Source organism: Xanthomonas sp. 3058, assembly GCF_014199765.1.
GTDB classification, from domain to species: Bacteria; Pseudomonadota; Gammaproteobacteria; order Xanthomonadales; family Xanthomonadaceae; genus Xanthomonas; species Xanthomonas campestris_B.
The window spans coordinates 179915-193367 of the sequence record NZ_JACHOF010000001.1 but is presented as its reverse complement, the minus strand read 5'-3'; the positions used below and the strand labels follow the sequence as shown (position 1 = coordinate 193367).

Here is a 13453-nt window from a genome sequence, read left to right as displayed (position 1 = left end):
CCTGCAGGGCCTCTACATACATCAGGAGTACCCAATGTTTCTAACCGATCGAGTCTCGGTGTCGGCGCCACGCCGCACCGCGGACGGCTACCTCGTGGCCGATGCAAAGGTGGCCCGCACCGGCATCCAGCAGTACCTGGGATCGGAGGTCGGCAAGCCGGAAATGCCTTTCGTGCGGCTGTACCGGCCGCCCGAGGAGGTCTTCTCCGACGCCACGCTGCGCAGCTTCGCGCACCGGCCCATGACCAATGACCACCCACCGGTGATGGTCGATGCCAGCAACTGGAAGGAATACGCGGTCGGCCAGACCGGCGACGAGGTGCGGCACGACGACAAGTTCGTGCGCGTGCCGCTTGTGCTCATGGACAAGGCGGCTATCGCCGACTGGGAGGCCGGCAAGGTCGAGTTGTCGCAGGGCTACACCGCCGAGATCGTCTTCGAGGATGGCGTGACGCCCGAAGGCGAGCCGTACGACGCCGTGCAACGAAACATCCGCAACAACCATCTCGCGCTAGTCGACCGGGCGCGCGGTGGTGAACACCTTCGTATCGGCGACGACAACCATCAGAGGAACACTTCAATGCCTGACATCAAGACCCGGACCGTCCTGGTCGATGGGCTGTCCGTCGAGACCACCGACGCCGGCGCCCAGGCCATCGACAAGCTACAGCGCCAGCTTTCCGACTCCAACGCCACCGCCGCGCGCCAGGCGACCGACCACACCGCAGCCCTCGCGCTGAAGGACGCGGAGATCGCCAAGCGCGACGCGGCCATCGACGACCTGAAGGGCAAAGTGCTGACCGACGCTGCCCTGGACGAGCGAGTGCAGGCGCGTGGCGACCTGCTGGCCACGGCCAAGGCGATCCACGACGCCGACTATCGCGGCAAGAGCGATGCGGACATTCGCAAGGCTGCCGTCATCGGCAAGCTCGGCGACGCCGCGATCGCCGGCAAGGGCGACGCCTACATCGAGGCGCGCTTCGACATCCTCGCCGATGCCGTGAAGCCGTTCGATCCGGTCGCACGCGCACTCAGCGACGGCGCCGCACACCGCACCGTCGTCCAGGACAACGGCTACGCCGCGTCCGTCGCCGGCCTCGATTACCGCACCAAGAACCAGGGGGCCTAAGTCATGGCACTGCAAACCAACTACCCGGACATCCAGCCTGCAGCCACGCGCGGCATGCAGGCCACGATGATGCCGTCCACCGTCATCTCTCGCACTGTCGAGGACGTCGCGGGCCTCGCGTTCGGCCTGGCCGTGGCACAGGGCGCGACGGACAAGGGCATCGTCACGTTCGGCGGCGCCAACCTGAAGTTCGTCGGCATCACGCTGCTGGATCGCTCGGCCACGGGCCTGGATCTGTTCCCGCAGCGCGCATCGGCGCGCGTCATCACCAAGGGCGACATCTGGGTGACCGCTTCGGTCGCCGTCGCCGCTGGCGATCCGGTGTACCTCACCGCGGCCGGCGCGTTCACCAACGTCGCCACCAACAACACCGCCATCACCGGCGCCCGCTGGGACACCAGCACCACCGCGGCAGCCCAGCTGGCCGTCGTCCGTCTCGGCTAAGGAGCCCAGCCACATGCGTGCACATCCACTCTTCGATGCCCAGGTAGTCATGGGCTTCGTGGTCTCGCAGACCACCATCATCGAGCCCGGCGTCTACCGGACCGTCTATCCGGACATCCAGTACCGCGACCTGATCCCGGTCGATACGTCCGGTAGCGAGTTCGCAACGTCGGTCACCTACTACTCGCAGGACCAGTACGGCAAGGCCGACTGGATCAACGGCAACGCCGACGATATCCCGAAGGCCGGCACCAACCGCTCGCAGTTCCAGACCGGCGTGCACACCGCTGGTATCGGCTACGGCTACGGCTGGGAAGAAATCGGCCGCGCGCAGCTGCTCGGCATCAACCTGCCCAACGAGGACGCCGCCGTCGCGCGTCGTGCATCGGAAGAGATGGTCGATCGCGTCGCGCTGCTCGGCGATGCCAGCAAAGGGTTCAGCGGTCTGTTCAACGCGGCAGGTGTCACTCCGGTAGCGGCACCCACTGGCGACTGGCCCAACGCCACTCCCGACGAGATTGTCGGCGACATGAACCAGTCGCTGTTGAATGTGTTCAATGGCACGAACACCGCAGCGATCGCAGATCGACTGCTGCTTCCTTGGTCGCGCTACCTGCTCATCGCCACTCGCAAAATGAGCGACAACAGCGACATGACCATCCTGCAATGGTTCTTGGCGAACAACGTCTACACCGTGCAGACCGGGCAGCCACTGACCGTACGCGGCCAGCGCGGCCTGGACACTGCAGGTGTCGGCGGCGTGCCCCGCATGATCGCGTACCGCTACGACGCGAACGTGCTGAAGCTGCACATGCCGATGCCGCACCGCTTCCTGCCGGTGTACCAGAGCGGCCCGCTGCGCTGGGACGTGCCGGGCGTGATGCGCATGGGCGGCTTGGACGTTCGTCTTCCCAAGCAGGTCGTATACGTAGACGGGATCTAATCCAACACGGCCCCGTGCGTCATCGGCGGGGCCACACCGGAGCATGCAATGAAGATCAGCAACAACCACAAGACGCCGCTGGCGTTGCCGGACGGCACCGAGATCATTCCCGGCTCGCCGGCTACCGTGCCGAACTGGGCGACCCTCAAGAAGAACGCTGTCGTGCAGGCGTGGCTCGCCGCGAACATCCTCAGCGAGTCGGAGGACGACACCGCGCCGTTCCTGCTCGGCACGTTCAACCTGCCCGAAAGCATCCTGCTGATCGAAGGCGGTGACAGGGTCACGCGCGACGACGTGGTGCAGCACGCGTTCAAGGCCTCGGCGCTGTCGCTGGAAGACTGGAACTCGCTGGACGAGGTGGACCGCGAGGCACGCATCAGTGGATCGCTGGACGCGCTGAAGGCCGAAGCCGCTGCAGCCGCCCAGGCTGTGATTGATGCGAAGGTCGCCGACGACCAGAAGAAGGTCGATCTGATCGCCAAGCTGGAAGCCGGCGGCATCAAGCACGACAAGCGCTGGGGCTTGGACAAGCTGCAGGCCGCGCTGGACGACGCCGAGAAGTCGAAGACCGGGAGCTGACCATGTACGGCACGCTGGAAGGAGCAGACGACTATCACCTGATCCGTGGCAACACGGCATGGGCAGCAGGCAGCGAGGAAGCCCGCACGGCGTCCCTGGTGCGCGGTACCGACTACATCGACGGCCGGTACCGGGTGCTGCTGCTTTCGGGCCGGTGGCAGTCGATGTTCCCCGGCGTGCGTGCGGACGGCCGGGGCCAGCCGAACGAATGGCCCCGCACCGGCGCAGTTGACTACGACGGCAACCCGATCGCTCCCGATGTGGTGCCGATCGAGGTTGAGCACGCGGCGTACGAAGCAGCGCTGCGAGAGCTGGCCAGGCCCGGCAGCCTGTCGCCGGACTTCGTGGCGAGCGCGCTGGCGATCCGCAAGAAGGTCGGTCCGATCGAAGTTGCGTACAGCGACAAGTCGGCCGATGGCGGGGTGCCGAATCGCCCGGTCATTTCGGTGATTGACGAGATCCTCACGCCGTTGATTCGCCGGCCAGCCACGTTGCCTGCGGTGTTTGTCGTATGAGCGCGTTCTACGACGAAATGCAAGGCGTCGCGGTCGAGATGATCGACGAGTTCGGCTACATCACACAGCTGGAGCGCGATGGCGCCGTCACCGGGCCGCCGCACAACCCGCAGCAGGGGCTGCCAACGCGGCACGACTGCAAGGTGGTGGAAACCGAGTACAGCCTTACCAACCGCGACGCCACGCTGGTGCTGCAGGGGGACAAGCTGGGGCTGATCTCCACCGATGTCGCCATTGAGCCGACGAAGGACGACCGGATCCTGCTCGGCGGCGTGCTGTATCGCTTCATTGACCTGCAGCCGCTTTCACCGGGCGGGCAGATCCTTCACTACGAATTCCACGCGAGACGCTGATGGCCGCAACGACTTCCCGCCAACTTGAGCAGCTGGCGGCGAAGCTGGAGCCGGCCATCGCGCGAGCCTTTCTCAAGGCGATATCCGAGGTCACCAGTCAGGCCGGCGTGCAGCTCATCGCGGATCTGCTGCAGGCCGGGCGGATCGACGACGTGCTCACCGTCATGGGGCTGGACGAGCCGCGCTTTGCGGACTTGGGCGAAGCGCTCCGCAGCGCCTACGCGGCAGGTGGGCAGCAGGGCGTGTCGGAGATGCCGAAGATGCGGCTCAGCCTGGATCCGATCATCACCGGCAACTACAAGCCACGGCAGGACGTGCGTTCGCCCGCGCTTCGCCCGAGCTTCGACCTGCGCAACCCTACCGCTGAGGCCTGGCTGCGCGAGAAGTCCAGCAACCTCATCACCGGCATCGTCAACGACCAGCGCACGCTGATCCGCAACGTGCTGGAGAGCGGCATGGTCGCCGGCCGCAATCCGCGCCAGAGCGCGCTGGACATCGTGGGGCGGGTCGGTGACACAGGTCGGCGCACCGGTGGCGTGCTGGGGCTGACAGCGCAGCAAGGCCAGTTCGTGCAGAGCATGCGCGGCGAGCTGTCCAGCGGTGAACCCAAGGAAATGGCGAAGTACTTCGGGCGTAAACGTCGCGACAAGCGCCTGGACGGGATCGTCAAGCGGGCCATCGCCGCCGGCAAGCCGGTATCGCAGGCGGACATTGACAAGATCGCTGGGCGCTATGCAGACAGGCTGCTGCAGCTGCGTGGCGAGATGATCGCGCGCACCGAGTCGATTGGCAGCATGAGCGCTGGGCGAGAAGAGGCGTATCGGCAGCAGATCGAGTCGGGCGCGTTGTCGGCGGATAACGTGACCGGCACGTGGTCAGCGACAGCAGATAGACGCACGCGGCATAGCCACCAAGCCATCAATGGGCAGAAACGTACATTCGGTGAGCCGTTCCAGACTCCGAGCGGTGCGCTGCTCAATCACCCTGGCGACACGAGTCTCGGCGCCGGCCCGGACGAGATCATCGGCTGCCGCTGTACCAAGGAATACCGGATCGACATGATTGCGGAGGCGTTACGTGGCAAACAAGTTCGGTGACCAGGTAAGGGCCTTCACTGAGAAGGCCAAAATGCGACAAGAGGTCATCTTCCGAGAGTCGGCGCAGCAGGTGATGGATGACGCCAGTAAGCAGGAGGGCGAAGGCGGGAAAATGCCGCGCGATGTCGGCTTCCTGGTGAACTCGCGAGCGGCATCGATAGACGGCATGCCAAGCGGGAAGTCCACGCCGGAGAAGGGCGCGACTTACTCCGCTCCGGTGAATGGCGATCCTGCGCTTGTGTTCTCGAAGCTGGAGTTAGGGCAGACGGTGTGGGCCGGATGGACAGCGGCCTATGCAATGCGCATGGAACACGGCTTCAGCGGCAAGGACAGCTTGGGCCGGCAGTACGAGCAGGCCGGCAAGGGCTTCATGCGAGCTGCGGCGCAGAACTGGGACTTCATCGTCAACGAGGTCACCGCGAAGGTGAAGGCACGCATCCCATGAGCGACACCGCGATCTATGACGCCTTCGCCGGCCTGGTTGGCGCCTTCGCCGCGAGTATCGGCCTGCCGTGCTCCTATCCTGGCATTGGCTTCACCCCGCCGACCAGCGGATCCTGGCTCGAGCTGCAGTGGTTCCCCAACCAGACGCAGAATTACGGCATGGAGGACGACGGGCCGTCGCTAATGCAGGGCTTCGGCCAGCTGGCGGCGTGCTATCGGCCAGGCGCCGGCATCATGGTCGGCACGCAGCTCACCGACCAGATCATCGCGGCATTCGGCAAGGGCACGACCTTCGCCGGCGTGCGCGTGTACCGCAAGCCGTGGACCTCAACCATCATTCAAGACCCGGAGCGGCACATGCATCCGGTGACCATCATGTGGCGCGGCTTCCTGTAGCAGCCATCCATAGCAGTTCCCCAACCCCGCCCCGTGGCGGGTTTTTTTATGCCCAAAGCGAGGAGATATCAGCAATGGCTGAGGCACAAACCAACAGCGGTTCCAAGCTCTACATCTGCGTCACGCCGCAGGACAACGACCTGACGGAGGACCAGTTCAAGGCGTTGACCTACGTACCGGTCGCCAAGGTCGGCAGCGTCGGCGAGCGCGGCCTGAATACCAACATCGTCACCTACGACACCTGGGACACCACTGTCGCCTTGAAGGGGAAGGGCATCTCGAACGCCGGCGATCCCGAAGTGGAGATGGCCCGCAATCTGGCGGATCCGGGACAGATCGCCATGCGCGCTGCAGGCCGGCCGAATGTCGCCAGCGCCTACGCATTCAAGGTCGAGCGCCCCAGCGGCGAAACTGAGTACATGCGCGGCCTGGTCGCCGGTCCGCGCACGCCCGGCGGCCGCAATGAGGACTTCGTCCTGCACGTCTACTCGCTGGCCCTGAACCAGGAACCGATCGAGGTTCCGGCGCCCGTTACCCCGTAATCGAACAGCAGGGGATAGGGCGGCCGCCTGACAAGCCGGATCTGATCCGGCCGGCTTTCCCTGCTTCACCTCCCGGATCGATCGCAAAGGATCACCTATGACCGAATTGACTACCATCGTGGCCGCCGAGCGTGCCATCGACATCAAGCACCCCGCCACCGAGGTTCCTGTGGGCCTGCGCATCACGCTGCTGCCCGACAGCCACCCGAAGGTGCGCGCGGCCAGCCGCAAGGCCCTGGACGACCGCCTGCAGGGCAAGGGCAAGGTCACCGCCGCCAAGATGGAGCAGGGCCGCACCGACATGCTGGTCGCCTCTGTGGGCGCCTGGGAATGGCTGGGCGACCTGACCTTCCACGGTGCCAAGCCGCCGCTCACCGACGAATCCGTGCGCAAGGTGCTGAAGGAGCTGCCGTGGATCGGCGACCAGCTGGAGGTGGAGCTGGGCAACCGCGCGGAGTTTTTTCGCAGCGCTGAAGACGCGGATAGCTGACGCCACCTATCTGGCCGTCCGGTACGACATGCCGGACGCCAAGGGCGAGACACGACGCGCGCGCAATACGCGCTTCGAGGAGCCGACGCCGGACGTGGACATGCCGGAAGAAGCCGCGCACGTCTGGGAATGGTTCTGGCTGCTCTCCGGCCGCCGTCGCAGCGGTCCCGAGGCGCTGTCCTACGCCGAGCTGAGCGCGTGGCAGGAGCTGACCTGCCGCGATCTCGTGCCGCATGAGGTGGCAATGCTCATGGCGATGGACGACGCCTACCTGCGCGCCGTGCGCGAAGAACAAGCAGCGGCGCGCGAGCGGCCGCCCGAACCGAGCAACACCTGGAGCTGATTAATGGATATCGCCGAACTTGGCTTTCGGGTCGATTCGAGTGGCCTGGTGGAAAGCACGAAGGCGCTCGATCAGAACGCAGCCGCAGCCGACAAGGCCAGTGGGTCGGCAGATCGGCTCGAGCGCTACTTCCAGTCGATGTCGCGCTCGATCGACCGTTCTGCCGTGGTGCTGGGCGACCGTTTGGGGGGCGCACTGGATCGTATTGGCGCCGGTACTGGCACGGTCATTGCCGAGCTGCAGGGCATGAACCGCGCACAGGCGGAGATCGTCAGCGCGCTGGTGGCGATGGAGAGCAGGCTGACCGGTACCGCTGCCGGCTTGCAGGCCTACAGCGCTGCAGGCAAGGAAGCTGCAGCCGGTGCCACGGCCACCGCCAGCGCATCGGAGAAGCTGGAGCGTCAGCTGGCCGAGCAGGAGGCGCGTTACCGCAGCGTCGCGCAGCAGGCCATGGCCTATGCAGAAGCGCAGCGCAGCGCCAACGTGTCGGACCGCGCACTGGCCGAGGCGGCACGTGATTCTGCTGCCGGCATCGACCACCAGGCGGCGGCGCTGTCGCGCGCAGGCACGGAGCAGGAGCGCATGGTCGCGCGTGCGCGTGCGTTGCAGGAGGCCGAGGCACGCACAGCAAACCAGGCGCGCGAGGCAGCGGCAGCGGCGCAGGCGCAGGAGATCAACCTGAAGCGCTTACTGGCGCAGATCGATCCCACCGTTGCCGGCTTGAATCGACTGGCCGAGATGGAGGAGCGGCTGGAGCGTGCCGGCGACCTGGGGCTGATCAAGCCGCAGGTGATGCAGCAATACCAGGCGCAGATCGAGGCGAGCCGGCAGGCACTGCTGAAGTCCAAGAACACCACCGAGCAATACGGCATGACCGCGCGCCAGACGGCCGCGGCGATGCGCATGATCCCGGCGCAGATGACGGACATCGTCACCAGCGTGGTGGCCGGCCAGCCGATCTGGATGGTGGCGATCCAGCAGGGTGGCCAGCTGAAGGACCAGCTCGGCGGCATCGGCCCGGCAGCAAAGGCCGTGTCGTCCTACGTGCTGGGCATGGTCAATCCGTTGACCGTGTCGGCCGCCGCTGCGCTCGCGTTAGCGGTGGCCCTGAAGCAGAGCCAGGACGAGCTGTTCGACTTCCAGAAGAACCTGATCCTCACCGGGCGCAATGCGGACATCAGCGGCAGCCAGTTCCGCGGCCTGGTGTCGGATCTGGACAAGCTGACAGGTGTGACGCGCGGCGGCGCGGTGGATGCGCTCAATTCGGTGGCAGCTTCCGGCCAGTTCGCCGGCAAGCAGTTCCTGATGGTCGCCGAGGCGGCCGCGCGCATGGAGGCGTCCACTGGGCAGGCCAGCAGCAAGACGGTTGAGGCGTTCCAGCGCATCGCGCGTGATCCTGTGAATGCACTGGTGGCGCTCAACAATCAAGAGGGCTTCCTCAACGCCGCGCAGCTGAAGCGGATCATCACGCTGCGTGACGAGGGGCAGGAGCAACAGGCAGTGGCGGAGGCCCTGCAGCTGTACTACGAACGATCGATCAACGTAGCGAACCAGGCCGATGCCGCAATGCCGGGATTGGTGAAGTGGTGGCGCGACGTCAAGGATGAGGTTTCGGGTGCATGGGGAGAGGTGCAGACATACGCCAGCTTGCTTGATGACGTCATCAAGAAGCAGAAGCAGGCCTCCAATTTCAGCCCTGGCGACGCGATGAGATCGGTAGCTGGAAACACCGGCAACCTTGCGTCACTGATCCCCAAGGACTGGATCTCCTCAGCCGCGACGCTGACCAATGCACTCGCCAAAGACTTCCTGCGTTCGGCTGGTGGAAGCAGTGGATTACCTATGCCGGTCTTCGAGGTCTCGCCAGATTCCAAGCAAGCCATCGCAGAAATGGCGAAGGCGTACGAAGAGCAGGACGCGGCCGCCAAGGCCGCATCAGAAGCTTTAACTGCTCGACTGGCCGGCCTCGACCGGGAGTCCGCAAAGCTCGCCGCGCGCAACAAGATCATCGAGCTTTACAACAAGCTGGAAGGCGCGCGCGACGCGAAGGGGAACCCTGATTCGCGGTTGTCCGACGGCTCCATGCAACGCCTCATCGCGCAATCCAACGCGCAGATCGACAAGCAGTTCAACCAGCGGGAAGGCGTCGGCAAGGCGAACACGGACGACAACGCGGCGCAGAGCTTCATCGCCAGCGTGCAGCGGCAGATCACCGCCAACCAGCAGCTGGCCGAGAGCGGCGACAAGGTGTCGGCAAGCGATCGGATGGTAATCCAGGCGCGGCAGTTACTTGCCGACAAGACCAACACGATGACGGCGGCGAGCAAGCAGCTGCTGCAGGCGATGATCCCGCAGCTGGCAACGACTGATGCGCAAGCTCAGGCTGAGGTCCAGCGCCAACGAGGCATGCAGGCGAGCATTGCGCTAACCGAGCGCCTGGCGCAGTTGGAAGATCAGCGGCAGCAACAGGCTGACATCGATCTGATGGGATTGGGCCGAGGTACCGATGCGACGCAAGTGCTGCAACGCCAGTTGGACATCCAAAGGGAGTACCTGCGCGAGCAGGAGAAGCTCGACAAGGCGTACAACAGCGACAGGAAAACGCTCACCGATGAAGCGCTGCAGGTGCGAAAGACGCAGTACGACGACGACACCTTGAGGCTTGCGACAAGCCTCAACAATTCGTTGGGGATTGAACGCAACTACCAGCAACAGCGGATGGCGATGCTGGGTGACTGGAGAACCGGTGCACGACACGTCTGGGCCGACTACGCGTTCTCTGCAGCCAATGCCTCGGAGATGGCTGCATCGACCCTATCCAACGGCCTCAGCGCGGCGGAAGATGCATTCGTCCGCTTCGTGCAGACGGGGAAGCTGTCGTTCTCTGATCTGACCAAGTCGATCCTGGCGGATCTGGCACGCATTGCTGCGAGGCAGGCCATCGTCGGCGCCATCGGTTCCATCGTTGGATCGTTCGCTGGTGCGGCGGCCGGTGGTGCATGGTCTGGCACCAGCGCCGGGGCGGGCAGCAACCTCAACTTCGGCAACAACGTCGACAGCTTCACCGGCAGTAGCTGGGCGAGCTACGGCGGCGGTCGCGCCGGCGGTGGCAACGTCTCCAACTCGTCGATGTACGAGGTGGGCGAGTTCGATCGCCCGGAGATCTTCAACGATCGGCGTGGGCGCAGCTACCTGATTCCCGGCAACGACGGCACGGTGGTGCCGATGCACCAGCTGCAATCAGGCAACGGCGGCGGCTCTGCCACTCCAACCGTAAACGTGAGCATCAACACCGTGATCCAGAGCGACGGTAGTAGCAGCACGTCGGCTACCGCCGGCGATGACAACGCAATGGGCCGCGCACTCGCGAAGTTGATTGAGCCAGAGGTGAAGCGGGTGCTGGTGCAACAGATGCGGCCGGGCGGCCTGCTGACGGGAGCGCGCTGATGGCAGATGTCTTTCCATGGAAGCCCACGTCGCAGAGCAGCGGCACCGCAGCCGGTGTGGTCAGGCGGGCGGCATTCGGCGACGGGTACAGCCAGGCCAGCGCGGACGGCATCAATGCCATCTCGCGTGCGTACCAGGTGACATTCACCGGTACCGAATCGCGAATGAAAGAAATCGCCGCGTTTATCGACGCACACATCGGTCGTTCGTTCCTCTGGACGCCAAGGATCGGCGGCCAGGGGTACTACCAGTGCGACGGATACAGCGACCGAGGGGAGGGCGGCGCAATGCTTTCCATCAGCGCAACCTTCGAACAGAAATTCCAGCCCTAAAGGCGAGATATGGCACGTCAACTAATCGATCAAAGCACGCCCAATCCCGATGGAAGCATCGGCGACGATGCGTATGTGGCGTTTTCCAAAGGCAATGCGATGTTCTCGGAGCTGTATCAGTCCGTCGGGCAGAACCTGCTGATCAATAGCGATTTCCGAGTCAATCAGCGAGGTTTCGGCGGTGGCGCGCTGGGTGCCGGCGCCTTCGGTTTCGACCGTATGTTCGCTGCTCCTGGTGGATGCAATGTCAGCGTCAACCAGTCAACCAGCGTCATTACGCACACCAGCGGCACCTGGTGCCAAGCAATTGAGGCACCGCGCGATGCGTTCGGAAAGACCCTGTGCATCGCAGTCGATGACCTGAGTGGCGGCAACTTGACGGTAGATGTTGGCGGTGTCGTCTCTGCGATCACACCAGGCGCAGGGCGCCGATACGTCAACCTTCTCGCTCCCGCCAGCAGCAATACCGGCAATCTGTTGGTGAAGTTCAGCGCCGCAAACGCCACCTACCGTAACCCTGCAATCGTGCGCGGAGCTGATATGGCAGGGTTCCAATACAGGTCAGTTGCAGAGAATCTTGCTGCTTGCCACCGGTACGCAGTGGGCGGGACTTTCTTTATGCGCGGTGCCGTTCCACAGCAGACCGGTGTGGGCTTCTATGTTCCCGCTGCAATGCGGGGCGCGCCTGCTGTGAACTTCTTAAATATGAATTATGTGTATGGCTGCTCGGGTGTCGGGGCCAATCCATTCAACTCCGGCGTTGAAATATTCGTGACTGCGAACCAGGCGTACGCGTATGGCGGTGTATATTTTTTCGACGCGGAGATCACGTCATGAGCTACCAACTGATGGCTGATCCGGATCGTGTAATTCGCATCGGCGATGGGGCAACGATCCCCCGGGGACATCGCTGGTGGGATGAGTACGAGAATTGGCGGGCGACGGGTGGTATTCCAGTTCCCAACGCCGCACCGGAAACGGTGGAGACGATGCGTGCTGCCTTGCGTGCATTGACAACTCAGCGCCGCTGGGAGTTTGAGACGGGAGGCATCGCGATCGGTGGTGTTCAGGTGGGAACGTCCACCGAAGATCAGAACCGCATCAGCACAGTGCTTGCCGCTGCTGATCTGGGCACGGTGGAGACGGTGGACTTCAAGGCCAACAGTGGGTGGGTGACGCTGACGCTGGGGGAGATCCGCGGCATCGCGGCAGCGATCAGCTCGCACGTGCAGGCGTGCTTCACTGCTGAGCGCGCGCATCACGAGGCAATTGATGCGCTCGATTCCATCGAGGAGCTGCAAGCCTACGACGTGAGCAGCGGCTGGCCGGCATGAGCATCCTCGCCGATATCCAGACACTGGAGCCTGGCGCGCGCGTGACGCTGTTCGAGCTGGATGCAACGGCGTTGGGTGCAGACTCGCTGCTGTTCCATCCGCACCTGCAGACCAGCCCGATCGTTTGGCAGCAGCAGGTCTACGATCCCTGGCCGGTCGAGGCCACCGGCTTTGAGCGCACCAGTGATCAGCCGCCGAACCCGCGTCTGCGTGTGGGCAACATCGACGGCACCATCACGGCGCTGTGTCTTCTGTTCGATGATCTGGTGGGCACGCGTGTCATTCGCCGGCAGACGCTGACCAAGTACCTCGACCCGGTGAACTTCGCCGGCGGCAATCCAACTGCCGATCCGGATGAGCACTTCCCCGACGAAATCTGGTTCATTGAGCGCAAGGTGTCGGAGGACAAGAACCAGGTCGAGTTCGAGCTGGCCACTGCCGCCGATCTCAACGGCGAGCAGTTGCCCGGCCGGCAGATCATTGCGAACACCTGCGGGTGGATCATCCGCGGCGGCTACCGCGGCCCCTACTGCGGCTACAACGGCCCACCGGTGGCGGACATCAACGATAATCCGGTCAGCGATCCGGCGCTCGATGTCTGCGGCGGCAAGGTGCGCAGCTGCAAGTTGCGCTATGGCGCGAACAACCCGCTGCCTTACGGCGGCTTCCCCGCAGCCGGCCTGCTGCGCACGTAGTAGCATGAGTGGCAGATATTCAGGAAAAGAGAACGTGACCATTTTCATGGTGAAGCACCTTTACAAGGCGATTCAGTGCGGGCGTTTCGGGCCTGACTTGGTGGCCGCCGAGGCGATGGTTCGGGTTAAGTCTGCCGATGGGGTCCTTCATGATGTGCGGTGGCTGCGAGGGAAGATCGGGCAGCCGGGCATAGAGGGCAACTACGTGTTTGAGGTCCAAAATCTACCCCCTGGCGAACTCGTCGTGGAGCATGCTCCTGACGCTATCGTGTCGGTGGCGCGCCTGAACTAGGCGCAAGCCGCAGCTAAGCTGCGAGACATCCTCAGATCCAATTCCAGGCCCGCCGCAAGCGGGCCTTTTCTATGGGCG

Annotated in this window: 18 protein-coding genes; all 18 read left to right on the top strand. The window is 64.2% G+C overall.

Annotated elements, in window-relative coordinates; genetic code table 11:
- Nucleotides 1-34 precede the first annotated feature (34 nt).
- Nucleotides 35-1129, top strand: a complete 1095-nt coding sequence (locus tag GGR61_RS00930) for a DUF2213 domain-containing protein (protein WP_184620157.1) — start codon at nt 35-37, stop codon at nt 1127-1129.
- A 3-nt stretch (nt 1130-1132) separates the two neighbouring features.
- Nucleotides 1133-1573, top strand: coding sequence for a DUF2190 family protein (locus GGR61_RS00925; RefSeq protein WP_184620156.1), 441 nt, complete (start codon nt 1133-1135; stop codon nt 1571-1573).
- Nucleotides 1574-1586: 13 nt separating this feature from the next.
- Nucleotides 1587-2516: a major capsid family protein gene (locus GGR61_RS00920; protein ID WP_260286780.1), complete on the top strand. Its 930-nt coding sequence runs from the start codon at nt 1587-1589 to the stop codon at nt 2514-2516.
- Between the two features lie 48 nt (nt 2517-2564).
- Complete coding sequence (locus GGR61_RS00915) at nt 2565-3095, top strand: hypothetical protein (protein ID WP_184620155.1); 531 nt, start codon at nt 2565-2567, stop codon at nt 3093-3095.
- Nucleotides 3096-3097: 2 nt separating this feature from the next.
- A complete protein-coding gene (locus GGR61_RS00910) occupies nt 3098-3610 on the top strand; it encodes a DnaT-like ssDNA-binding protein (protein ID WP_184620154.1) in 513 nt (170 codons plus the stop codon).
- Nucleotides 3607-3963 (top strand): hypothetical protein, encoded by a 357-nt coding sequence (locus GGR61_RS00905; RefSeq protein WP_184620153.1) that lies wholly within the window; start codon nt 3607-3609, stop codon nt 3961-3963. The genes GGR61_RS00910 and GGR61_RS00905 overlap by 4 nt, the downstream gene beginning before the upstream one ends.
- Nucleotides 3963-5060, top strand: a complete 1098-nt coding sequence (locus tag GGR61_RS00900; protein WP_184620152.1) for a phage minor head protein — start codon at nt 3963-3965, stop codon at nt 5058-5060. The genes GGR61_RS00905 and GGR61_RS00900 overlap by 1 nt, the downstream gene beginning before the upstream one ends.
- Nucleotides 5041-5505 (top strand): hypothetical protein, encoded by a 465-nt coding sequence (locus tag GGR61_RS00895; RefSeq protein WP_326520602.1) that lies wholly within the window; start codon nt 5041-5043, stop codon nt 5503-5505. Before GGR61_RS00900 ends, GGR61_RS00895 begins: the two co-directional genes overlap by 20 nt.
- Entirely contained in the window at nt 5502-5900 is a 399-nt protein-coding gene (locus GGR61_RS00890; RefSeq protein WP_184620151.1) for a phage tail terminator-like protein, read from the top strand. The genes GGR61_RS00895 and GGR61_RS00890 overlap by 4 nt, the downstream gene beginning before the upstream one ends.
- 74 nt (nt 5901-5974) lie before the next feature.
- Nucleotides 5975-6442 carry a hypothetical protein gene (locus tag GGR61_RS00885; protein ID WP_184620150.1) on the top strand — a complete coding sequence of 156 codons (468 nt, stop codon included), beginning with the start codon at nt 5975-5977 and terminating at the stop codon, nt 6440-6442.
- Nucleotides 6443-6539: 97 nt separating this feature from the next.
- Nucleotides 6540-6932: a hypothetical protein gene (locus GGR61_RS00880; protein ID WP_184620149.1), complete on the top strand. Its 393-nt coding sequence runs from the start codon at nt 6540-6542 to the stop codon at nt 6930-6932.
- 28 nt (nt 6933-6960) lie between these two features.
- Entirely contained in the window at nt 6961-7275 is a 315-nt protein-coding gene (locus GGR61_RS00875; protein ID WP_184620148.1) for a hypothetical protein, read from the top strand.
- Nucleotides 7276-7278: 3 nt separating this feature from the next.
- Nucleotides 7279-10722, top strand: coding sequence for a phage tail tape measure protein (locus tag GGR61_RS00870; RefSeq protein WP_184620147.1), 3444 nt, complete (start codon nt 7279-7281; stop codon nt 10720-10722).
- Nucleotides 10722-11054: a phage tail protein gene (locus GGR61_RS00865; RefSeq protein WP_184620146.1), complete on the top strand. Its 333-nt coding sequence runs from the start codon at nt 10722-10724 to the stop codon at nt 11052-11054. The genes GGR61_RS00870 and GGR61_RS00865 overlap by 1 nt, the downstream gene beginning before the upstream one ends.
- Before the next feature lie 9 nt (nt 11055-11063).
- Nucleotides 11064-11891 (top strand): hypothetical protein, encoded by an 828-nt coding sequence (locus GGR61_RS00860; protein ID WP_184620145.1) that lies wholly within the window; start codon nt 11064-11066, stop codon nt 11889-11891.
- Complete coding sequence (locus GGR61_RS00855) at nt 11888-12388, top strand: DUF4376 domain-containing protein (protein WP_184620144.1); 501 nt, start codon at nt 11888-11890, stop codon at nt 12386-12388. Before GGR61_RS00860 ends, GGR61_RS00855 begins: the two co-directional genes overlap by 4 nt.
- Nucleotides 12385-13083 carry a phage minor tail protein L gene (locus tag GGR61_RS00850; protein WP_184620143.1) on the top strand — a complete coding sequence of 233 codons (699 nt, stop codon included), beginning with the start codon at nt 12385-12387 and terminating at the stop codon, nt 13081-13083. Before GGR61_RS00855 ends, GGR61_RS00850 begins: the two co-directional genes overlap by 4 nt.
- A gap of 34 nt (nt 13084-13117) precedes the next feature.
- Nucleotides 13118-13375, top strand: coding sequence for a hypothetical protein (locus GGR61_RS00845; protein ID WP_184620142.1), 258 nt, complete (start codon nt 13118-13120; stop codon nt 13373-13375).
- The last annotated feature ends 78 nt before the right edge of the window (nt 13376-13453 follow it).